Annotated in this window: 8 protein-coding genes; 3 read left to right on the forward strand and 5 right to left on the reverse strand. The window is 61.5% G+C overall.

What is annotated here, in order from left to right:
- Positions 1–17: 17 nt before the first annotated feature.
- From HKK53_RS19830 to HKK53_RS19840, 3 genes are read right to left on the reverse strand one after another with little or no spacing between them, the layout of a single operon-like run.
- A complete protein-coding gene (locus tag HKK53_RS19830; protein ID WP_169372228.1) occupies positions 18–1385 on the reverse strand; it encodes an HlyD family type I secretion periplasmic adaptor subunit in 1368 nt (455 codons plus the stop codon).
- Positions 1375–3531 carry a type I secretion system permease/ATPase gene (locus tag HKK53_RS19835; RefSeq protein WP_169372229.1) on the reverse strand — a complete coding sequence of 719 codons (2157 nt, stop codon included), beginning with the start codon at positions 3529–3531 and terminating at the stop codon, positions 1375–1377. Before HKK53_RS19835 ends, HKK53_RS19830 begins: the two co-directional genes overlap by 11 nt.
- A gap of 42 nt (positions 3532–3573) precedes the next feature.
- Complete coding sequence (locus tag HKK53_RS19840; protein WP_169372230.1) at positions 3574–4926, reverse strand: TolC family outer membrane protein; 1353 nt, start codon at positions 4924–4926, stop codon at positions 3574–3576.
- A 358-nt stretch (positions 4927–5284) separates the two neighbouring features.
- On the opposite strand from HKK53_RS19840, the gene HKK53_RS19845 reads away from it, so the two are divergent.
- Together HKK53_RS19845 and HKK53_RS19850 are read left to right on the forward strand one after the other, a co-directional pair.
- Positions 5285–20917: a LapA family giant adhesin gene (locus HKK53_RS19845; RefSeq protein ID WP_169372231.1), complete on the forward strand. Its 15633-nt coding sequence runs from the start codon at positions 5285–5287 to the stop codon at positions 20915–20917.
- A gap of 148 nt (positions 20918–21065) precedes the next feature.
- Positions 21066–21404, forward strand: a complete 339-nt coding sequence (locus HKK53_RS19850) for a hypothetical protein (protein WP_054050336.1) — start codon at positions 21066–21068, stop codon at positions 21402–21404.
- A gap of 163 nt (positions 21405–21567) precedes the next feature.
- On the opposite strand, the gene lapD is transcribed toward HKK53_RS19850, so the two are convergent.
- On the reverse strand, positions 21568–23514 hold the full coding sequence (gene lapD, locus HKK53_RS19855) for a cyclic di-GMP receptor LapD (protein ID WP_169372232.1): 1947 nt from the start codon (positions 23512–23514) through the stop codon (positions 21568–21570).
- A gap of 14 nt (positions 23515–23528) precedes the next feature.
- Positions 23529–24221, reverse strand: a complete 693-nt coding sequence (gene lapG / locus HKK53_RS19860) for a cysteine protease LapG (RefSeq protein WP_169372233.1) — start codon at positions 24219–24221, stop codon at positions 23529–23531.
- 267 nt (positions 24222–24488) lie between these two features.
- On the opposite strand from lapG, the gene HKK53_RS19865 reads away from it, so the two are divergent.
- On the forward strand, positions 24489–25196 hold the full coding sequence (locus tag HKK53_RS19865) for a GntR family transcriptional regulator (RefSeq protein WP_169372234.1): 708 nt from the start codon (positions 24489–24491) through the stop codon (positions 25194–25196).
- Positions 25197–25563 lie beyond the last annotated feature (367 nt).

The following is a 25563-nucleotide window of genomic DNA, read 5'->3' on the forward strand; positions in this document are numbered from 1 at the left end:
CCACAAGGTTTATCTGCCTACCGCTCGTGCAACGCCTCAGCCCGCGCCCGAATGATCGGCTTGAGCAGATAGCTGAGCACGGTCTTCTTCCCCGTGATGATGTCCACCGACGCCACCATCCCCGGAATGATCAGCAACGGTTTCTCGTCCGTTCCCAGGTGGCTGCGATCAGTGCGCAGCTTGATGATGTAGTAGGTGGTTTTCTTGTCTTCATCGGTGATGGTGTCAGCGCCGATCTGCTCAAGCTTGGCTTTGAGCCCACCGTAGATGGTGTAGTCGTACGCGGTGAATTTCACCGTCGCCTCTTGCCCCGGGTGCAGGAAGGCGATGTCTTGCGGGCGGACTTTGGCTTCCACCAGCAAGGTGTCGTCCAACGGCACGATTTCCACCAGGTCGACGCCCGGCTGGATCACGCCGCCAATGGTGTTCACCAGCAGTTTGTTGACGATCCCGCGCACTGGCGATGTCACCAACGTACGGCTCACGCGATCTTCCAGCGCTTTGCCGGTGGCTTGGGCCTTGTTCAAATCGGTGCGGGCTTCGTTGAGTTGGGTCAGGGCTTCGCTGCGGAATTTGCCGCGGGTTTCGTCGATTTTGCGCTGCACTTCCTTGATCGCCGACTCGGCGCGCGGAATGGCCAGGGTGGTCGCGTCCAGTTGCCCGCGGGTTTCCACTTCGGCGCGTTTGAGCCGCAGCACTTCCACCGGCGACACCGCGCCCTGGGCTACCAACGGCTCGGACATGTTGATTTCCTGGCGTTGCAACGCCAGGCCATTGCGGTACTGCGACTGCTTGGAGGAGAACTCGCGCAGCTCTTGCTGACGCTGGATCAACTGTTCCTGCAAGCCACCGATTTCATCGTGCAGTTGCTGACGACGGCTGGTGTACAGCGACTCTTCGCTGGCCGCCTGGCCCGGTACGGCTTTGAGCACGTCGGCCGGGAAGTTCAGCGGACGGTCATCGACCTCGGCGCTCAAACGCTCGACCCGCAGCAACATCGACAGGCGATCCGCCTCGGTTTCGCCAACGTTGGAGGCGAACCGCGTGTCGTCCAGACGAATCAGCGGCGCGCCGGCCTCGACGATCTGCCCTTCCTTGACGAACAGTTCGGAGACGATACCGCCCTCAAGGTTCTGGATTTTCTGGATCTTCGACGATGGAATCGCCTTGCCGTCGCCCTTGGTCACTTCGTCGATCACCGCGAAGTTGGCCCAGAGCATCAGGAACACGAAGAAGCCGATGATCGCCCAGATGGTCAGCCGCACCACGCGCGGCGCATCTTCGATCAGCGCTTTGTTCACTTCCGGCAATGGCTGGCCTTGCAGCGAGGCGGAGCCTTTGAAGTAGCGGCGGATAGAGTCTTTGACACCCGACTTAAGCAACACTGATCTGCCCCTTCTTCAACGCTTCCATCACAACGGCTTTCGGCCCATCGGCGAGAATCTGCCCACGGTCGATCACCAACAGGCGATCCACCAACGACAGCAGCGATGCCCGGTGCGTCACCAGCACCACGGTTTTGCTTTCAATCACAGCGGCAAGGCGTTGCTTGAGGCGTTCTTCGCCAGTGTTGTCCATGGCGCTGGTCGGTTCGTCGAGCAGCAGGATCGGCGGGTTGAGCAGCAGCGCACGCGCGAGTGCCACGTTCTGCCGCTGGCCGCCGGACAGGTTCTGCCCGCGCTCGCCGACTTGCAGTTCATAACCTTGCGGGTGCAGACGAGCAAATTCGTGCACGCCGGCCAGTTCGGCGGCTTGCAGCACCAGTTCGTCTTCGACATAGCGTGCGCCGGACACAAGGTTGTCGCGCAAGGTGCCGGCGAGCAATTGAATGTCCTGGGGCACGTAGCCGATGTTGTGGCGCAGTTCGCTGACGTCGATCTGGCGGATATCAACGCCATCCACCAGCAAGGCGCCGTCGTCCGGCTGATAGAGGCCCACCAGCAGTTTGGCCAGGGAGCTTTTACCCGAGCCGCTGCGACCGATGATGCCGATTTTCTCGCCGGGCTTGATGATCAGGTTGATGTTCTTCAGCGCCGGGTTCTGCTGGTTCGGGTAGGTGAAGTTCAGCTGACGGCATTCGATGGCGCCTTGCAGGACCTTGCGGCTCAGCGGACGTTCTTCGAAGTTGCGCTCTTGCGGCAACTCCATCATCTGGTCCACCGAAACCATGGTCACCCGCGCTTGCTGGTAACGGGTCAACAGGCCGGACAACGAGGCCAGCGGGCTCAGCGCGCGACCACTGAGCATGTAGCAGGCAATCAGGCCGCCCATGCTCAGGTGACCGTCGATGATCTGGTACACGCCGAAGACGATCATGATCACCCCGGCCAGTTGCTGGATCAGCAAGGTGATGTTCATCGCCAGGCCGGAGAGCATTTTCACCCGCAGTTCGAGGCGGCTGAGGGTGCCGATGGTCTGTTCCCACTGGTACTGGCGTTCGCTTTCGGCATTGTTGACCTTCACCGCGTCGAGGCCGGCGAGGGTTTCGATCAGGCTCGACTGGCGCTCGGCGGCGAGGGCCATGGTGCGTTCCATGGTCGCTACCAGCGGCTTCTGCAAGGCGTAGCCGATCAGCAGCGCTATCGGGAACGCCAGCACCGGAATCCAAACCAGATGGCCGCCGAGAATCGCGATGACCATGAAGATCAACAGGGTAAACGGCAGGTCGATCAGGCTGGTCAGGGTCAGCGAGGCGAGGAAGTCGCGCAGGCTCTGAAACTCGTGAATGTTCTGGGCGAAGCTGCCGACCCGGGCCGGGCGGTACTTCATGGCCATGCCGACGATGCGCTCGAACAGCGTCGCCGAGATGATCAGGTCGGTTTTCTTGCCGGCCAGGTCCAGGCACAGACTGCGCAGGCTTTTAAGGATCAGGTCGAACAGGTAGGCGCCGGTGATGCCGATCGCCAGCACCCACAGGGTCGATTCGGCCTGGTTCGGCACCACGCGGTCATAGACGTTCATCACGAACAGCGGCGCGGCCATGGCGATGATGTTGATCAGGAAACTGGCGGCGATGGCGTCGGCGTACAGCCAGCGCGAACGCTTGAGGGTGTCGCGGAACCACGAACGTGCACGCGGAATCAGCGTGCCGTGGTTAACGTCAAATTTATGTTGCGGTTGGGCGAAGAAGACTTTGCCAATGTAGTCGTCGGCCAGCAGTTCACGGCTGACCACGCTTTCGCCGCCATCGGTTTCACTGAGCAACACGCGAGCCTGGTCGTCACCGTGCCAGCCGAGCAGCACCGCACTGCGACCGTCCTTGAGCAACAACAGCGCCGGCATCGCAATCGCCGGAATATCTTCCAGCTTGCGTTGCAGCACCCGGCCTTGCAGACCGGCGCGAGCCGCCGCGCGGGGCAGCAACTCGATGCTCAGGCGTTGCTTGGGCAGCGGCAGGCCGGTGGTGAGCATGGCCGCGCTGGCCGGTTTCTGGTGCAGCGTGCACAGGGCCAGCAGACCATCCAGTAACGGATCGTCATGCAGCGCGCGTGGATCGTGAATGAGATGAACTCGACTGACTTCTGATTCCACGCTCGGCACTCTTGGCTAACAATTGAACAATGAAGGTCCTGCTCAATTCATACCGGGCAATTGAACCTTTGGCTTCACGTCGTTCTGCACAACGGATGCCAACGGTGCGACCACTCCCTGGCTCTTGAGCAACTCGCCCATGGTCGCCTTGATTCGGTACTGAGTAAATAACTGAGTGTTTTTAATGTCCGCCAGGCGACGCGACGCGGTGAACAACTCGTTTTCACTGTCGAGCAAGTCGAGCAAGGTCCGCTGACCGAGGCTGAACTGCTTCTGATAAGCCGTACGCACCGCGGTGCTGTGATCGACATATTGCTGGGCGATCGGCACTTGGGCGTTGGCGTTGTTGAGGGCGTTCCAGGCCAGGCCCAGCTCTTCGTTCAACACGCGCAGGGCGTTGTTGCGGATGTCCAGTGCCTGGTTCGACAGGTACGACTTGGACTCCAGATCCGCCTTGTTGCTGCCACCGGCAAACAGGTTGAAGCGCATGCGCAGCATGGCTTGCCATTCGTTGCTGTGGCCATTCTGGCCATCGACATCGTTGTCGGCAGAACGACCCAGTTCGGCATCGAAACGCGGGTAGAACGACGACTTGGCGGCTTCGTACTGTTTTTCCGCCGCGGAAATATCGGATTCGGCAGAGCGCAGGATCGGGCTGTTTTCCAGCATCTGCGAGCGGGCTTCATTCAGGTTGGCCGGCAGCAGCGCCAGGAACGGTGCAGGACGCTCAAGCTGATCGGGCATCTGGCCGACGGCGCTGAGGAAGTTGGTCTCGGCGTCGGCCAGGTTGGTCTGTTCGGTGATCAGGTTGTTGCGGGCCTGGGCCATACGGGCTTCGGCCTGATCCATGTCAGCGCCGCTGCCGACACCGCGGGAGGTGCGCAACTTGATCTGGTCGAAGATGCGCTCGTGGCTCTTCAGGTTGTCTTCGGCCAGGCGCACGAATTCGCGGCGGGTCAGCACGTCGAGGTAAACCTGGGCCACGGTCAGCGCGGTGCGCTCGGAAGTCCCCAGCAAGGAATAGGCACGCGAATTAACGGTGGCTTGTTGACGCCCCACTTCGCTGGACGTCGCAAAACCGTCAAAAACCATTTGCGACAGACGCAGACTCGACTCGCTGCGGTTCAGGGTTTCCCAATGATTGCTGCCGGTGTCGGCGCGGGTGGTGACGTTATCGGTGCCTTCGCGACCGTAACCGCCCAGCAGATCGACCCGTGGCAGGTATCCACCTTTGGCGGCCTTTAACTGATAATCCGCGGCCAATCGACTATTCACCGCAGCCTGGATTTCCGGATGGACATCCAGCGCCTGCTGCATGGCTTCTGGAAGGCTTTGTGCTTGGACGAAACTGGCGGCAAGGGCGAAGGGTAAGGCTTTGAACAAGTACGAACGCATGAAGAAAATTTCCCAGAACTTCTTGTCTTGAGTCACAGCAAATAGGGGCGCTGCGTCGGATGATGGCAACAGTAATGACCGTATGTCGGAAAGTTCAAAACAGGAACTGGATCACACGCTGTAGGACAGGTCGCCGCTTAAATATCAATGTGACATTACTGGGGCGATTGTTTAGGATGGCACCCATAAGGTCAATAGTTTGGCATAAACTAAATAGCGAAAGAATATAGCCAAATTATTGACGAATTGCAGCGTCAAGCTTATGCACTAAATTTTAATCTGTACGTCCAGACTGCTTTGGCGAATTCGCCATCAGGTCCATGGAAGTCAACTGAACGTGACACCCGGAGAGTCTTCAATGAGCAGTGTTGTTGCCATCGTCAAAAGCATTGTTGGTCAGGTTTTCGCGGTGTCCCCAGAGGGCGTCCGCCGCGTACTCGTTGAAGGCGACCGGCTCATGGTCGGCGATCAGGTAGACACTGGTGCTGCTGGCGCCGTCACGCTCGAACTGGCCGATGGCCGGACCCTGGACCTGGGCCGTGACACTCAATGGAGTGGCACCGATCCGGATTCCAGCACCGACCTGGCAGAAGCCACTGCACAAGCCGCGCCATCGGTTGAAGAACTGCAGCAAGCCATCGTTGCCGGCGCCGACCCGACTCAAGACCTCGAAGCCACCGCAGCCGGCCCGACCGCTGCCGGTACTGGCGGCGCGGCCGGTGGTGGCCATAGCTTCGTGATGTTGGACGCCACCGCTGGCCGGGTAGATCCGACCATTGGTTTCCCGACCGCGGGCATCGGCTCTGCCGGGGCGACCACGCAGAACACCATCGGCGGCCAGACCACCAACAACGCCAACATCGTGCAGGCGTCGACCCTGAGCCTGAGCGCCACGCCGACCATCACCGAAGCCGGCGGCGTACTGGTTTACACCGCGACCCTGACCCAGGCACCGACCAGCGACCTGACCATCACCCTGTCCAATGGCGCGGTGATCGTGATTCAGGCTGGCCAAACCACCGGCACCGTCAACGTGCCGCTGGCGCCGAACGACACCGTCTATAACGACCCGACCCAGATCGACGTTACCGTCACCGGCACCACGGGCGGCGCCGGCATCATCGTGACGCCGCCGACCGTACCGGCAACGACTCAGGTCACCGACACCATCGACACCACCACCGTCACGCTGACGGCGGGCGGCACCGTGACTGAAGGCGGGCAGATCACCTACACCGCGACCCTGACCAATCCGGCGCAGACGCCGGTCACCGTCACCTTGTCCAACGGCTCGACCATCACCATCGGCGCCGGCCAGACTACCGGCACCGTGAACGTTCCGACGCCAGCCAATGACGTCTACAACAATGGCAGCACTGTCAGCACCACGATCACCGGCGCTACCGGCGGCAATTTCGAGAACCTGGTGCCGAACCCGACGCCAGCGGTCACGACCATTACCGATTCGATCGACACCACCACCGTTACGCTGACAGCCGGTTCTACTGTCACTGAAGGCGGGCAGATCACTTACACCGCGACCCTGACCAACCCGGCGCAGACGCCGGTTACCGTCACCTTGTCCAACGGTTCGACCATCACCATCGAAGCCGGCAAGACCACTGGCAGCGTGGACGTTCCGACGCCAGCCAATGACGTCTATAACAACGGCAGCATCGTCACCACCACCATTACCGGCGCCACCGGCGGCAACTTCGAACAGTTGACCCCGAACCCGACGCCGGCCGTGACGACGATCACCGATTCTGTCGACAACACCACCGTTACGTTGACAGCGGGTTCCACTGTCACTGAAGGCGGGCAGATCACTTACACCGCGACCCTGACCAATCCGGCGCAAACCCCGGTCACCGTGACCCTGTCCAACGGCTCGACCATCACCATCGAAGCCGGCAAGACCACCGGCAGCGTGGACGTTCCGACGCCAGCCAATGATGTCTACAACAATGGCAGCACCGTTAGCACCACGATCTCCGGCGTAACCGGCGGCAACTTCGAACAGTTGACGGCGAACCCGACGCCGGCCGTTACGACCATTACCGATTCGATCGACAACACCGGCCTGAGCCTCACCGCCACCGGCACCGTGGTCGAAGGCGGTCAGATCACCTACACCGCGACCCTGACCAACCCGGCCGGCACGCCGATGACCGTGACCTTGAGCAATGGCTCGGTCATTACCATCGAAGCAGGCAAAACCACGGGCAGCGTCACCGTTGATACGCCGCCGAACGACGTCTACAACAATGGCAGCACCGTCAGCACCACGATCACCGGCACCACTGGCGGCAACTTCGAGCAATTGACTCCGAGCACCGAACCGGCACAGACCGTCATCACCGACTCGAAAGACACCACGACTCTCAGCCTGAGCGCGACAGACACCGTGGCTGAAGGCGGCTCGATCGTCTACACCGCGACCCTGACCAACCCGGCCGGCACACCGGTCACCGTAACCCTGAGCAACGGCGCGGTGATCACCATCGCTGCCGGCGCTACCAGCGGCAACGTGACCGTCGCTGCGCCTGCCGATGACGTCTATAAAGACGCCGGCAAGGTTGAAGTCACGGTTAAAGACGCCACTGGTGGCAACTTCGAGAACCTCGCCACTGACCCGGCGCCAGCCGTGACCAATGTCACCGACACCATCGACACGTCGGTTGTAACCCTGACCGCAACCTCGACTGTTGCTGAAGGCGGCACGGTGGTTTACACCGCTTCGGTCGGTGCTCCAGTAACCGGCGCCCCGGTTATCGTAACCCTGGCCAACGGTCAGACCATCACCATTGCGGTCGGCGCAAGCAGCGGCACCGTTAACGCCGTGGCCCCGAACGATGTGCTCAATGGCCACGCGCCGTTGACTACTTCGATCACCGACGTGAGCGGTGGTAATTACGAAAACCTGGTTGCTGACAAAACACCGGTCAGCACCACCGTCACCGACACCCCGGACACCACGACTCTCAGCCTGAGCGCGACAGACACCGTGGCTGAAGGCGGCTCGATCGTCTACACCGCGACCCTGACCAACCCGGCCGGCACACCGGTCACCGTGACCCTGAGCAACGGCGCGGTGATCACCATCGCTGCCGGCGCTACCAGCGGCAACGTGACCGTCGCTGCGCCTGCCGATGACGTTTATAAAGACGCTGGCAAGGTTGAAGTCACCGTTAAAGAGGCCACCGGCGGCAACTTCGAGAACCTGGCTACGGATCCGGCGCCAGCCGTGACCAATGTCACCGACACCATCGACACGTCGGTTGTGACCCTGACCGCAACGTCGACCGTTGCCGAAGGCGGCACCGTGGTTTACACCGCTTCGGTTGGCGCTCCAGTGACCGGTGCCCCGGTTATCGTGACTCTGGCCAACGGTCAGACCATCACCATCGCCGTCGGCGCGAGCAGCGGCACCGTTAACGCCGTGGCCCCGAACGATGTGCTCAATGGCCACGCGCCGCTGACCACTTCGATCACCGACGTAAGCGGTGGTAATTACGAAAACCTGGTTGCTGACAAAACACCGGTCAGCACCACCGTCACCGACACCCCGGACACCACAACCCTCAGCCTGAGCGCCACTGACTCTGTGGCTGAAGGCGGTTCGATTGTTTACACCGCCACCCTGACTAACGCTGCCGGCACTCCGGTCACCGTAACCCTGAGCAACGGCGCAGTCATCACCATCGCCGCCGGCGCTACCAGCGGCAACGTGACCGTCGCTGCGCCTGCCGATGACGTTTATAAAGACGCCGGCAAGGTTGAAGTCACCGTTAAAGAGGCCACCGGCGGCAACTTCGAGAACCTGGCTACGGATCCGGCGCCAGCCGTGACCAACGTTACCGACACCATCGACACGTCGGTTGTGACCCTGACCGCAACGTCGACCGTTGCCGAAGGCGGCACCGTGGTTTACACCGCTTCGGTTGGCGCTCCAGTAACCGGCGCCCCGGTTATCGTGACTCTGGCCAACGGTCAGACCATCACCATCGCCGTCGGCGCGAGCAGCGGCACCGTTAACGCCGTGGCCCCGAACGATGTGCTCAATGGCCACGCGCCGTTGACCACCTCGATCACCGACGTGAGCGGTGGTAATTACGAAAACCTGGTTGCTGACAAAACACCGGTCAGCACCACCGTCACCGACACCCCGGACACCACAACCCTCAGCCTGAGCGCCACTGACTCTGTGGCTGAAGGCGGTTCGATTGTTTACACCGCCACCCTGACTAACGCTGCCGGCACTCCGGTCACCGTAACCCTGAGCAACGGCGCAGTCATCACCATCGCCGCCGGCGCCACCAGCGGTTCGGTAACCGTCGCCGCGCCTGCCGATGACGTCTATAAAGACGCCGGCAAAGTCGAAGTGACCGTCAAGGACGCAGCAGGCGGCAACTTCGAAAACCTGGTCACCAGTCCAGCGCCAGCGGTGACTGATGTAACGGACACCATCGACACTTCGACCGTCAACCTGACGGCCACCAGCACCGTGGCGGAAGGCGGCACCGTCGTTTATACCGCTTCCGTTTCTGCACCGGTCACTGGCGAACCCGTGGTCGTCACCCTGTCCAACGGCCAGACCATCACCATCCCGGTCGGCGCGAGCAGCGGTTCCGTGAATTTCGTTGCGCCAAACGATGCGTTGGCCGGCGGCGGTTCTCTGAGCGTCAAGATTGATGATGCCAAGGGCGGTAACTACGAGAAGCTGGACGTCGATGGCAAACCGGCTGAAACCTCGGTTACGGATACGCCAGACACCACCAACCTGAGCCTGAGCGCGACGGATTCCGTGGCTGAAGGTGGCTCGATCGTCTACACCGCGACCCTGACCAATGCGGCCGGTACGCCGGTTGTAGTCACGCTGTCCAATGGTGCGGTGATCACCATCGACGCCGGTAAAACCACCGGCACCGTGACCGTTCCAGCCCCGACCGATGACGTCTACAAAGACGCCGGCAAAGTCGAAGCGACGATCTCCACCGCTACCGGCGGCAACTTCGAAAACCTGGTGCCGAGCACGGTTCCAGCAGTGACCAATGTCACCGACACCATCGATACCTCCACCGTCAAACTGACGGCCACCGATAGCGTCGCTGAAGGCGGCACCGTGGTTTACACCGCCACAGTCGGCCAACCAGTCACTGGTTCTCCAGTAGTTGTAACCCTGGCCAACGGCCAGACAATCACCATCGACATCGGCAAAACCACCGGTACCGTCAATGCGGTTGCACCGAATGATGCGTTGACCGGCCATGCGCCGTTGACCAACTCGATCACCAACGTCAGCGGCGGCAACTACGAGAACCTGGTAGCCGACAAGACACCGGTCTCGACCACTGTCACCGACACCACCGACATCACCAACCTGTCGCTGACCGCGACCGGCGCCGTGGATGAAGGCGGCCAGATCACTTACACCGCGACCCTGACCAACGCCGCTGGCACGCCAGTGACCGTCACCCTGAACAACGGCGCCGTGATCACCATCGACGCCGGTAAAACCAGCGGCACCGTGACCGTCGATGCGCCGAAGGACGACGTCTACAAGGACGCCGGCACCATCGAAGCGACCATCAAAGGCGCGACCGGTGGCAACTTCGAGAACCTGGTCACCAGCGACACCCCGGCGGTCACCACCGTCAATGACACCATCGACACCAGCACCGTATCGCTGACGGCCACCGCGAACGTCGCCGAAGGCGAAACCGTGGTCTACACCGCGTCCGTGACCGCTCCGGTAACCGGCGCACCGGTTGTGGTGACCCTGTCCAATGGCCAGACCATCACCATCCCGGTGGGCGAAACCAGCGGCAGCGTGAATTTTGTCGCGCCAAACAGCCCACTGGCGGGCGGCACGTCCCTGAGCGTGAAGATCGACGGCGCCACCGGCGGCAATTACGAAAAACTCGACGTCGACGGCAAACCAGCGGATACCGCCGTCAGCGACACACCTGACACCACCACCCTGAGCCTGAGCGCGACCGACACCGTGGCCGAGGGCGGCTCGATCGTCTACACCGCTACCCTGACCAACGCAGCCGGCACTCCGGTAACCGTAACCCTGAGCAACGGCGCGGTGATTCTCATCGCCGCGGGTGCCACCAGTGGTTCCGTGACCGTCGCGGCTCCGGCCGATGACGTCTATAAAGATGCCGGCAAGGTTGAAGCGACCATCAAGGACGCCAGCGGCGGCAACTTTGAGAACCTGGCGACCAATCCGACGGCGGCGGTGACCAATGTCACCGACACCATCGACACCTCGACGGTCAACCTGACCGCGACCTCGACCGTTGCCGAAGGCGGCACCGTGGTTTACACCGCGTCCGTCAGCGCGCCGGTTACTGGTTCGCCTGTTGTCGTGACCTTGTCGAATGGCCAGACCATCACCATCCCGGTCGGCGCGAGCAGCGGTTCCGTGAACTTCGTTGCGCCGAACGACGCATTGGCGGGCGGCGGTTCGCTGAGCGTCAAGATCGACGACGCCAAGGGCGGCAACTACGAGAAGCTGGACATCGATGGCAAACCGGCTGAAACCTCGGTTACGGATACGCCAGACACCACCAACCTGTCCTTGAGCGCGACGGATTCCGTGGCTGAAGGTGGCTCGATCGTCTACACCGCGACCCTGACCAATGCGGCCGGTACGCCGGTTGTAGTCACGCTGTCCAATGGTGCGGTGATCACCATCGACGCCGGTAAAACCACCGGCACCGTGACCGTTCCAGCCCCGACCGATGACGTCTACAAAGACGCCGGCAAAGTCGAAGCGACGATCTCCACCGCGACCGGCGGCAACTTCGAAAACCTGGTGCCGAGCACGGTTCCAGCAGTGACCAATGTCACCGACACCATCGATACCTCCACCGTCAAACTGACGGCCACCGATAGCGTCGCTGAAGGCGGCACCGTGGTTTACACCGCCACAGTCGGCCAACCAGTCACTGGTTCTCCAGTAGTTGTAACCCTGGCCAACGGCCAGACAATCACCATCGACATCGGCAAAACCACCGGTACCGTCAACGCTGTCGCACCGAACGACGCGCTGGTCGGCCACGAGCCGCTGGTCAACTCGATCAAAGACGTGAGCGGCGGTAACTACGAAAACCTGGTGGCCGACAAGTCACCGGTTTCGACTACCGTTACCGACACCGCCGACACCACCAACCTGTCGTTGAGCGCCACCGGTTCGGTTGCTGAAGGCGGTTCGATCGTCTACACCGCGACCCTGACCAATGCCGCCGGTACTCCGGTTGTGGTCACGCTGTCGAATGGTGCAGTAATCACCATCGACGCCGGCAAAACCACGGGCACCGTGACCGTTCCGGCTCCGGCCGATGACGTCTACAAAGACGCCGGTAAAGTCGAAGCGACAATCTCCACCGCGACCGGCGGGAATTTCGAGAACCTGGTGCCGAGCACGGTTCCAGCAGTGACCAATGTCACCGACACCATCGATACCTCCACCGTCAAACTGACGGCCACCGATAGCGTCGCTGAAGGCGGCACCGTGGTTTACACCGCCACAGTCGGCCAACCAGTCACTGGTTCTCCAGTAGTTGTAACCCTGGCCAACGGCCAGACAATCACCATCGACATCGGCAAAACCACCGGTACCGTCAATGCGGTTGCACCGAACGACGCGCTGGTCGGCCACGAGCCGTTGACCAACTCGATCACCGATGTAAGCGGCGGCAACTACGAAAACCTGGTGGCCGACAAGTCGCCGGTTTCGACTACCGTTACCGACACTGCCGACACCACCAACCTGTCCTTGAGCGCGTCCGACTCCGTATCTGAAGGTGGCCAGATCACCTACACCGCGACTTTGACTAACGCGGCAGGTACTCCGGTAACCGTGACGCTGTCGAATGGCGCTGTCATCACCATCGAAGCGGGCAAAACCACTGGCACCGTGACCGTCGCAGCCCCGGCCGACGACGTCTACAAAGACGCCGGCAAAGTCGAAGCGACAATCTCCACCGCGACCGGTGGCAACTTCGAGAACCTGGTGCCGAGCACGGTTCCAGCGGTGACCACTGTCACTGATACGATCGACACCTCGACCGTCAAACTGACCGCCACCGAAACCGCTGCCGAAGGTGGCACCGTCACCTACACGGCGACAGTCGGCCAGCCGGTGACCGGTTCCCCTGTTGTCGTGACCCTGGCCAATGGTCAGAGCATCACCATCGACATCGGTAAAACCACCGGCACCGTGACCGCTGTCGCGCCGAACGATGCGTTGACCGGCCATGCTCCGCTGACTAACTCGATTACGGATGTGAGCGGCGGCAACTACGAAAACCTCGTGGCCGACAAAACCCCGGTCAGCACCACCGTGACCGACACTTCGGACACCACGACCGTCAGCCTGAGTGCAACCGGCTCCGTGGCTGAAGGTGGTTCGATTGTTTACACCGCCACCCTGACCAATGCTGCCGGTACTCCGGTCACCGTGACATTGAGCAACGGCGCGGTAATCCTTATCGCGGCTGGCGCCACCATCGGCACCACAACCGTCGCCGCTCCCGCCGATGACGTCTACAAAGACGCCGGCAAAGTCGAAGCGACCATCAAGGACGCCACCGGAGGTAACTTTGAAAACCTGGTCAAAGATCCATCGGCTGCCGTGACCAGCGTCACCGACACCATCGACACCAGCACCGTGTCGCTGACCGCCACGTCGAGCGTCGCCGAAGGCGGCACTGTCGTCTACACCGCGTCCGTGAGCGCACCGGTCACCGGTGCACCGGTCGTTGTGACCTTGTCCAATGGCCAAACCATTACCATCGATATCGGCAAAAGCAGCGGCACGGTCAATTTTGTCGCGCCGAACGATGCCCTGGCGGGCGGCGGCTCCTTGAGCGTCACCATCAAGGACGCCACCGGCGGCAATTACGAAAAACTGGACGTCAACGGCGACCCGGCCAAAACCACCGTCACTGACACCGTGGATAACACCACGCTGTCGCTGACCGCGACCGACACCGTGGCGGAAGGTGGCCAGATCACCTACACCGCGACCCTGACCAATGCGGCCGGTACGCCGGTGACCGTGACCTTGTCGAACGGCGCAGTGATCACCATCGAGGCTGGCAAAACCACGGGCACCGTAACCGTCGCGGCCCCGGCCGATGACGTGTACAAAGACGCGGGCAAAGTCGAAGCGACTATCTCTACCGCTACGGGTGGCAACTTCGAGAATCTGGTGCCGAGTACCGCTCCAGCGGTGACCAATGTCACGGATACCATCGACACTTCGACCGTCAAACTGACCGCGACCGGCACCGCTGCCGAAGGTGGCACCGTCACCTACACCGCGACTGTCGGCCAGCCAGTCACTGGCAGCCCGGTCACCGTGTCGTTGGCCAACGGCCAGACGATCACCATCGACATCGGCAAAACCACCGGTACCGTGACCGCTGTCGCGCCGAACGACGTGCTGACCGGTCACGCGCCGCTGACCAACTCGATCACCAACGTCACTGGCGGCAACTACGAGAATCTCGTGGCCGACAAGACGCCGGTTTCGACCACGGTCACTGACACTGTCGACACCACCAACCTGTCGTTGACCGCCACCGGGTCGGTCGCCGAAGGTGGCCAGATCACCTACACCGCAACCCTGACCAACGCCGCGGGCACCCCGGTGACCGTGACCCTGAGCAATGGCTCCGTAATCACCATCGACGCTGGTAAAACCACGGGCACCGTGACTGTTCCAGCTCCGGCTGATGATGTGTACAAGGACGCCGGCACCGTTCAGGCCACGATCACCACCGCAACCGGTGGCAACTTCGAAAGCCTGGTGCCGAGCACTGTTCCGGCCGTGACCACTGTCACCGACACCATCGACACCTCGACCGTCAAACTGACCGCGACCGGCACCGCTGCCGAAGGTGGCACCGTCACCTACACCGCGACGGTTGGGCAGCCAGTAACCGGCAGCCCGGTCACCGTGTCGTTGGCCAATGGTCAGACGATCACCATCGACATCGGCAAAACCACCGGCACCGTGACCGCCGTAGCGCCAAACGACGTGCTCACCGGCCACACGCCGCTGACCAACTCGATCACCAACGTCACTGGCGGTAATTACGAAAACCTCGTAGCCGACAAGACGCCGGTTTCGACCACGGTCACTGATACCGTCGACACGACCAACCTCAGCCTGAGCGCTACCAACTCGGTTGCTGAAGGTGGTTCGATTGTTTACACCGCGACGCTGACCAACGCTGCCGGCTCTCCGGTCACCGTGACCCTCAGCAACGGCGCCGTTATCCTCATCGCTGCCGGCGCTACCAGCGGCAACGTAACCGTCGCCGCTCCAGCGGATGACGTCTACAAAGACGCCGGCACCGTTCAGGCCACGATCACCACCGCAACCGGTGGCAACTTCGAAAACCTGGTGCCGAGCACTGTTCCGGCCGTGACCACTGTCACCGACACCATCGACACCTCGACCGTCAAACTGACCGCGACCGGCACCGCCGCTGAGGGTGGCACCGTCACCTACACCGCGACGGTTGGGCAGCCAGTAACCGGCAGCCCGGTCACCGTGTCCTTGGCCAATGGTCAGACGATCACCATCGACATCGGCAAAACCACCGGCACCGTGACCGCTGTCGCGCCGAACGACGTGCTGACGGGCCACGCGCCGCTGACCAACTCGATCACCAACGTCACTGGCGGTAACTACGAAAACCTCGTGGCCGACAAGACGCCGGTTTCGACCACGGTCACTGATACCGTCGACACGACCAACCTCAGCCTGAGCGCTACCAACTCGGTTGCTGAAGGTGGTTCGATTGTTTACACCGCCACCCTGACCAATGCCGCTGGCTCGCCGGTCACCGTAACGTTGAGCAATGGTTCGGTCATCACCATCGACGCGGGTAAAACCACGGGCACCGTGACTGTTCCAGCTCCGGCTGATGATGTGTACAAGGACGCCGGCACCGTCCAGGCGACGATCACCAACGCCACTGGTGGCAGCTTCGAAAACCTGGTGCCGAGCACTGTTCCAGCAGTCACCAATGTCACGGATACCATCGACACCTCGACCGTAAAACTGACCGCGACCGGCACCGCTGCCGAAGGTGGCACCGTCACCTACACCGCGACGGTTGGGCAGCCAGTAACCGGCAGCCCGGTCACCGTGTCGTTGGCCAACGGCCAGACGATCACCATCGACATCGGCAAAACCACCGGCACCGTGACCGCTGTCGCGCCGAACGACGTGCTGACGGGCCACGCGCCGCTGACCAACTCGATCACCAACGTCACTGGCGGCAACTATGAGAACCTCGTGGCCGACAAGACGCCGGTTTCGACCACGGTCACTGATACTGTCGACACCACCAACCTGTCGTTGACCGCCACCGGGTCGGTCGCCGAAGGTGGCCAGATCACCTACACCGCCACCCTGACCAACGCCGCGGGCACCCCGGTGACCGTGACCCTGAGCAATGGCTCCGTAATCACCATCGACGCTGGTAAAACCGCGGGCACCGTGACTGTTCCAGCTCCGGCTGATGATGTGTACAAAGACGCCGGCACCGTTCAGGCCACGATCACCACCGCAACCGGCGGTAACTTCGAAAGCCTGGTGCCGAGCACTGTCCCAGCCGTGACCAGCGTCACCGACACCATCGACACCTCGACCGTCAAACTGACCGCGACCGGCACCGCCGCTGAGGGTGGCACCGTCACCTACACCGCGACTGTCGGCCAGCCAGTCACTGGCAGTCCGGTTACCGTGTCGTTGGCCAATGGTCAGACGATCACCATCGACATCGGTAAAACCACCGGTACCGTGACCGCTATCGCGCCAAACGACGTGCTCACCGGCCACGCACCGCTGACCAACTCGATCACTAACGTGACCGGCGGCAACTACGAAAACCTCGTCGCCGACAAAACCCCGGTCAGCACCACCGTCACCGACACTGTCGACACCACCAACCTGTCGTTGACCGCCACCGGGTCGGTCGCCGAAGGTGGCCAGATCACCTACACCGCCACCCTGACCAACGCTGCTGGCTCGCCGGTCACCGTGACCCTGAGCAATGGCTCCGTAATCACCATCGACGCTGGTAAAACCACGGGCACCGTGACCGTTCCGGCTCCAGCTGATGACGTGTACAAGGACGCCGGCACCGTTCAAGCGACGATCACCAACGCCACTGGTGGCAGTTTCGAAAACCTGGTGCCGAGCACCGCGCCAGCCGTGACCAACGTCACCGACACCCTCGACACCACCCAAGTCAGCATCACCGGCAGCACCTCGGTGACCGAAGGCCAGACCGCCAGCTACACCGTCAGCCTGACCCACCCGGCGCAAACCGACGTGACGCTGAAAATCGTCTACAGCGGCACCGCCGCCGACGGTTCGGACTTCACCGGTGTGTACACCGTGAAGATTCCGGCCGGCGCCAGCAGCGCCAGCTTCAACGTGGCGACCATTGACGACAAGATCACCGAAGGCACCGAAAACTTCGTGGTCAAGATCGACTCGGCCACGGGCGGCAACTTCGAGAACCTGGCAGTCAGCACCACCAATGGCAGCGTCAGCACCTCGATCATCGATAACGATGCGCCACCGGTCATCGACCTGGACGCCAACAATTCCAGCGGCGCCACCGGTGCTAACTACAACGTCACCTTCACCGAAGGCACCACGGGCGCGGGCGTGTCGATTGCTGACACCGACCTGAAAATCACCGACCCCGACAGCACCATGCTGACCGGCGCCACCATCGTGCTGACCAACCGTCAGGACGGCGATGCGCTGAATCTGGGCAACAGCGTCAACGGCATCACCATCAATGCCAACAGCACCAACGGCACCGTGACGCTGACCCTGTCGGGCAACGCGACGCTGGCCGACTACATGCAGGCGATCAAGAACATCAGCTTCACCAACAACAGTGAAAACCCGAGCACCGTGCCGCGGACCATCACCGTGACCGTGACCGATGGCGGCAACTACTCGAACGTCGCAACCACCACGGTCAACGTGGTAGCGGTCAACGACGCGCCGACCGCTGCGCCAGTCAACGTTACCGGCACCGAAGACACCCCGCTGATCCTCGGCTGGTCGACCTTCGGCGTCAGCGATGTCGACAGCCCGGCCGCGAGCCTGGGTGTGAAAATCACCGGGCTGCCGGGCGAAGGCAAGTTGCAGTACCTGAACGGCTCGACCTGGACCGACGTCAGCACCAACCAGACCTTCACCAAGGCTGACATCGACGCCGGTAAGCTGCGCTTCACCCCGGACGCCAACGAATCCGGGACCAACGGCTACGGCGGCACCGGCCTGGGCAACAATCAGGCGGATTACGCGCAGATCAAGTTCCAGCCAACCGACGGTCAACTGCTGGGCAACACCGGCACGATCAAAATCGACATCACGCCAGTCGCCGATGCGCCGTCCCTGACTGTTGCGGATAACAGCGTCAAATCCACCGGGTTGATCAAGGAAGTCTGGACCGGTCTGTCGGGCCTCGGCACCGACGGCAGCGGCGCGCCGAGTGGCACGCTCAAGTCGGTCATCGACGCGGCGGGTACACCTAACTCCAGCAGCACCGTGACCAACGTGCAGTCCGACGGCAGTGTCGCGGCGGGCACCGCCTCCAAAACGTCCGGCCTGATCTACCTCGAAGCCGGCAAGACCTACACCTTCAGCGGTTCGGGCGATGACAGCCTGCTCGTGACCATCGGTGGCAAGAACGTCGCGTCCGCTTTGTGGGGTGCGGGCGGCAACTTGAGTGGGTCGTTCACCCCGACCGCCAGCGGCTACTACACCCTGGACATCTACCACCATAACCAAAGTGGCCCGGGCAGCTATGACGTCAACCTCTCGGTCAATGGCGCGGCTGCGGTCGACCTGAGCAGCGCCGGCGTGCCGCTCTATACCGGCGTGGCCGATCTGGCCGCTTCCGGCGTAACGGTCTCCGACCTGCACGGCACCGGCGGTGAGGGTTACTACGATGGCTACAAACTCAACACCGGTTTCGAAGGCACCAGCGTTCACCTGTCCGCGATCAAGACGGCCCTGACCGACACCGACGGCTCCGAAAGCCTGAGCGTGAAAATCGGCGGCATCCCGGCAGGCTCGGTGCTCACCGACGGCGCCGGTCACACCTTCACCGCCACCGCGACCTCCGGCGAAGCCAATGTCACCGGCTGGAACCTCGGCACCCTGACCGTGACCCCGCCGCCGTACTACAACGGCCAGTTCAACCTGACCGTGACCTCCACCTCCACCGAGGCACTGGGCGGTTCGGCCATTAGCACGGCGCAGATCCCGGTCACCGTTTACCCGGCGACTTACAACGCAATCACCGCCACGTCGGCCAGCGACACCGTCACCGGTACCGACGGCAACGACATCATCGTTGCCGACATCGGCGGCCTGACCGTGGTGCCGGGCACCAACTACAACATCGCCTTCATGGTCGACAGCTCGGGCAGCATGAGCGCGTCGTCGATCAATGCGGCCAAAGACTCGCTGACCTCGGTGTTCAACACCCTCAAGCAAAGCATGGGCGGCAACTCGGGCACGGTGAACATCTTCCTGGTGGACTTCGATACCCAGGTCAACAAGTCGGTGTCGGTCAACCTGAACGACCCGAATGCGTTGGCAACGCTCAAGACCGTGCTGGACTCGATGTCGTCCGGCGGCGGCACCAACTACGAGGACGTGTTCAAGACCACGGCCAACTGGTTCCAGAGCGCTGACGCGGTGGCCAACACCGGGGCGAAGAACCTTACGTACTTCATCACCGACGGCAAGCCGACCTACTACCAGAACGGCGAGCAGACCAACCCGACGCTGTTCGGCAACGTGAAACTCGACGACGTGGTGAAAACCAGCAACTACAAGCCGGGCGATACGTTCTCCACGACCATCGACAGCACGCACATCCTGAACATCAACAGTGCGGGCGTCGCGACGCTGCAAACCTACAATTCGTGGTGGGGCTGGAGCTCCAGCAACCTCGGCACCGTTCACGCCCAGGGCGATGGCACCTACGAGTTGTCGGCCCTGGCGGGCAGCGGCAGCAGCACCACCCAGACCACCACCGATAACGCCAACAGCAGCTTCGCGTTGCTGGGCAACTTGTCGAACGTAGAAGCCATCGGCCTCAACAGCGGTGTCAGCCTCACCGATCTGAGACCTTACGACACGGACAAAACGCCACAAACCAACATCGACCCGAAAGACCTGGCCAATTCGATCATCGGTCACACCGAAGCGACGCTGCCAGGTTCCGACACGGTCAACGGCGGCGACGGCAACGACATCCTGTTCGGCGACCTGGTGAGCTTCAACGGCATCGCCGGCGAGGGTTACCAGGCCATGCAGGCGTTCGTCGCCCAGCAGACCGGCGTGGACGTCAGCAAAGTCACCACCAGCAACGTGCATCAGTTCGTTACCGAGCACTACACCGCGTTCGACGTGTCCGGCGCCCACGATGGCAACGACACGCTGCTGGGCGGCGCAGGCAATGACATCCTGTTCGGCTCGGGCGGCAACGACCTGCTCGACGGCGGCAAGGGCAATGACATTCTGCTCGGTGGTACCGGTAACGACACGCTGATCGGCGGTTCGGGCAACGACATCCTGATTGGCGGCTCGGGTGCCGACACCTTCGTCTGGAAGGCGGGCGACACCGGCAGCGACGTGATCAAGGACTTCAAGGCCAGCGAAGGTGACCGCATCGACCTGCGCGATTTGTTGCAGGGCGAAACCGGCAGCACCATCGACAACTTCCTGAAGATCACCACCGTCGATGGCGTCTCGTCGTTGCAGGTCAGCTCGGCCGGCAAGTTCAACTCGGCGGATGCTGCAGCGGCGACTCCGGACGTGACGATCAAACTGGAAGGCAACAACTGGTCTACCGCCAACCTGCACAACCTGATTGCCGGTAGCGATCCGACCATCAAAGTCGACCACAACAACAGCTGATCCAACGCAAAACGGCCGCCCTTATGGGGCGGCCGTTACGTTTGCGCCTATCTCACCGGTGACGATTTCGTCGCCGCACCGCATACTCGCCAACAGTTGGCCTATGCTGCTGACAGCATGACGCTGGTCCATTTCTGAGGGATGCTCAATGTTTTACGTGCAACGCGATGCGCAAGGCCAATTGGTGCGCGTGGAAGCCGCGGCCTATGCCGAGGCCACGGAAACACTGCCGGCCGACAACCACGAAATCCAGGCCTGGTACGCCAACGAAGTAATGGAAACCAGCCTCAAGCAGCTCAAGCAGAGCGACCTGGAAATGATCCGGGTACTCGATGACTTGATCCAGGTGCTGACCAGCAAAGGCGTGATTCGCGTCACCGACCTGCCGGCCGCTGCCCAGGCCAAACTGATGGACCGGACCCAGGCCCGGGAAGCGTTGGGTGGGTTGAGCCATTTGATCGATGATGATGAGACGGGGTTGATCTAACCCCGGTCTTTTTACATCGTTAGATCGTTCCCACGCTCTGCGTGGGAATGCAGCCCGTGACGCTCTGCGTCACAACGGTGTCAGGCGCAACGCCGGCACTGAGGCTGGAACGCGGAGCGTCCCTGGAGGCATTCCCACGCAGAGCGTGGGAACGATCTTTGGATTACTTCCAGGGCTTGGGCTCCCCAAACAACTGCCCCTGAACCCCATACAAGCCCATCTCGCGAATCACCGACAACTCCCCTTCAGTCTCGACCCGCTCGGCAATCAGCGGCAGGTCAATGCTGTGCGCCGCCCGCTGGATCGCCTCGATGAACAGACGCTTATCGCTTTCCTGATCAATCGCCCGAATGTAACTGCCATCGATCTTCAGGTACGCCAAGCCGAGCCGCGCCAGGTTGCCGATCATGCTGAACCGCCCGCCAAACCGTTGCAGGCTCAGGGAGAAGCCCAGCTCACGCAGGCGCCGGGTCAATTGCTCCAGCACCGCTTGCTCGGGCAATTGCTCTTCGCCGATTTCCAGGGTCAGGCGCTCACCCAGGTTCGAGTGCTGACGCAAAATCTCGAAGACCCTGTTCAACGCCTGCGGATCCGCCAGCGTTGCCGAGGACAGGTTCAGCGCCAGGGATTCTTCATGCCCGGCCATTTGCTCGAGCACCAATTCCAACATCAGGCGATCCAGCCGCGCGGTCCAGCCAAAGCGCTCCAGCCATGGCAGAAATCGCCCGGCGGGAATGGTCTGGCCCTGATCGTCGAGCAAGCGCGACAGCACTTTGTAATGCAGCACCAGCGTGGGGTCTTGCGCCGCCACCACCGGTTGGAAATACAACTCGAACCGCTGCTGATTCAACGCCCCATCCAGCAAGTTATGCCACGCATGATGATCATCGCCGACACTCGCCGAGGCGCTGTGATCCAGGCACGCCCAGCTCGATTCGCCCTGACCTTCAGCTTGCGCCAACGCCTGATCCGCCAGGCCGATGACCGCTTGCGGCGAGTCGCCATGAACAAACGGCGCCAGCCCGATGGACGCCACCGAAGCTACGTCGGTGGCGCCGGTCGCATGCAAACTGGCCAATGCGCTATCGAGATTCTGCGCCAGTTGCAGCGCTTCTTCGCGCACCAGACCCGGCGCCAGCACGGCGAATTCGCCACCGCGAATCCGCGTGACGAGGTTCTGGGTTTCCGGGTATTTGGCGCATTCACGGGACAGCTGTTCGCCGACCGCTTTCAATAAATCATCGGTGCGCTGACCGCCCAGGCGCTGGTTCAAACCGGCCAGATCCTTGACCCGCAGTAGCAACAGATAACCGGAACTGGCCTGCTCCGGGTTGCTCACCCGGGCGTTCAATTGCATTTCAAAATAGCGCCGGTTAGCCAGCCCGGTAAGGTTGTCCTGATAAGACTCGACCCGCAGTTTTTCACTGCGCTCGGCCTGCTCCTGGAACAGCGCCTTGAGCTTCTCGACCATCTGGTTCATCGCTTGCACCACCCGACGCAGTTCCGGGGTGCGCGGCAGTTCGGGCAGGCTGAGGAATTCCCGACGGGCGATGGCGTGGGATTGCTTGACCATGTAGTCCAGCGGTTTGAGTTGCCGACGTAACAGCAGCGCGCCCAGCACCGCACTCACGGCGCCGCAGATCAGCAACCAGCCGAGGCTGCCGAGCGCGCTCTGCCACAGCTTGGCCAGGGCGAACATCGGGTGGCTGACCACCTCGACCCGCGCCGCCTGTTCCCAGCCACGGCTGACCAGCGCATCACCACCGGCCGGCTCCAGGCCGATCATTTTGACGAACCAGTCCGGCACGTTGTTCACCGCCGGAATGCCGCTGCGCTCGACGATGGTCTGGTCGGTCTTGAGGTCGACCACGCGGATGCTCGCGTAATAACCGCTGTCGAAAATCGAGCTGACCAGCAACTCGACCATCGCCGGGTCATCGATATTCGGCGTCAGGGACAAGGCGAGCGCCGTGGCGGCGTCCTGGGCGTGGGAGCGCAACTGGTTGACGTACTGGGTGCGCGAGCTCTCCAGGCTGACCATGAAGCTGCCGGTGAAGGCGACCACAAGGAACAGGCAGATAGCGATCAACAGCTGTTTGAACAAAGACATCTGAGCGCGTGCTCCTAGTTAGTCGTCTCGACCGGAAATCCTTCGGCCTGCATTTTTTTCAACACATCCTGCCAACGGGACAGGCGCTTGGTGTCACCGACTTTCTTGTTGCCCTTGGCACCGGGCAGGTACAAGCCTTCGGCATTGAAAGAGTAGACCGGCAGCAAATCGGTTCGTTGGCTGGCGGGCTTGATCTCGTTGATCAGACTGTCGAGCACCAGCGGCATCGCCTCGGGGGTCGAATAGTAGGTCAGCACCATGTGCGCCCGGTTCAGACGCAACGCCTTGACGTAGGTGATGCGCAGCTTGTCACTGGACACCCCGAGATGACGCAGGCTGAAATATTTGGCGATGGCGTAGTCTTCGCAGTCGCCGGCGCCTTTCCACAAGGCTTCGATCGGGGTTTCCCAATAATCGACTTCGTGCCACAGGTCGATGTCTTCTTCGTAGCGCACCTGTTTGTTGAAGAACTGGTTTACCACGTTGAGCTTTTCCATCTCGCCGACCTGCTTCTGGGTGGCCAGCAGACGCTGCCAGGCATCAATGCGTTGCTGCCCCTCGCCCAATGGCCCGTAAATGGCCTGGGCACGACGACTGATCAGGGAAAAATCCCAGTCGGCATGCAACCCGCCCAGCATGACGCCGGCCAGCAGCAGCGCGCAGCACAGCCAGCGCATCATCCGAGGGATCGCGAAACGTACCGCCAATGCAAGGCATCCAGGGTAGGCAGGTGGGAATCGGTTGATGGTGAAGGTTAGCCCGATAAAAGACAATGGCACGGTGCAATCACTGCCGCCACGCTAGACTTGATATGTGAGTGATCATAAAAAGATTGCAGCGTACGACAGATCCTACAAAGTGATGCGGTCGAGGTATTGTTGCAGCGATCTTTTACAAGGTTTGACAACGTGTATAACAGTCACTAGTGTCCATTTGGATCCAAAAACAACTTCAGTCATTCAGGGTGCGCAGTAGTGACACAGAAGCCCAATCCTCTAAACAGCATCAAGGTCAACGGGCCGATTCCCGCTCACCTGGCGCGCTCGGTCATCGAAGAGACCCTGCGTTCGGCCATTCTCGACGGGCGCATCCCTTGCGGCACCGCCCTGCGCCAGCAAGACCTGGCCGACCTGTTCGGCGTCAGCCGCATGCCGGTGCGCGAAGCGTTGCGCCAGCTCGAAGCGCAATCGTTGCTCAATGTGGTCGCCCACAAAGGTGCCGTGGTCGCTGCGCTGGTTCAGGGCGATGCCGCTGAAACCTATGAGCTGCGAATCCTGCTCGAATCCGAAGCACTGCGCCGCTCGATTCCCTTGCTTGGCACTAACGATTTCGAGCGCGCTGCGCGCTACATCGAAGAATTGGAAACCGAGCACAACTACACCGAAATCGGTCGGCTCAATCGCCTGTTTCACATGACCTTGTACAACAAGGCACCCAATCGCCGGCTATTGCGCCTGGTGGAAGACGGGTTGAACGAAGAAGAGCGCTTCCTGCGCTTCAACCTGGAGGCGATGGGCCTGGGCAAACTGTCCCAGGGCGATCACCGGGACCTGCTGCGAGCCGTTGAAGACCGCGATATCGAACGCGCGGTAACCCTGCTGGAGCATCACCTCAACCGCGGTGTCGAGGTCATCACGCGCTACCTCGACAATCCTGCTACCCAGAAGAAAACCTCGAAGTAGCACGCAACCCCGCGCATAGGCGAGCCATTTCGCTCGCCTTGTCTGGCTGATCCCCGTCCTGGGTTACTCGGCGAATAACTTTCTTACAAATCCCTCATTCGTACCTACCGGGCCGACCGGGCGATGCCGTTCCTGCCAGTCCTGAGCCCTGCTTTCAACTCCCCCTTCCTGCTCGATAAATGCCGTCAGCGAATGACGCACCAACGATAGCGGCTGCCGTCATTTACGCTCACTCTTGGGCCTGCCAACCCAACAATGACGGATGACGCGCCGCAGCCACGGCGTAGTCAACGCACCAAGAACCTACGGAAGGAGTCTTGCCACGGGAAAGGAAGTCAACGGCATATTCCCGGCCAACTTCCATCCC

The organism is Pseudomonas sp. ADAK7 (assembly GCF_012935675.1).
Lineage (GTDB): Bacteria > Pseudomonadota > Gammaproteobacteria > Pseudomonadales > Pseudomonadaceae > Aquipseudomonas.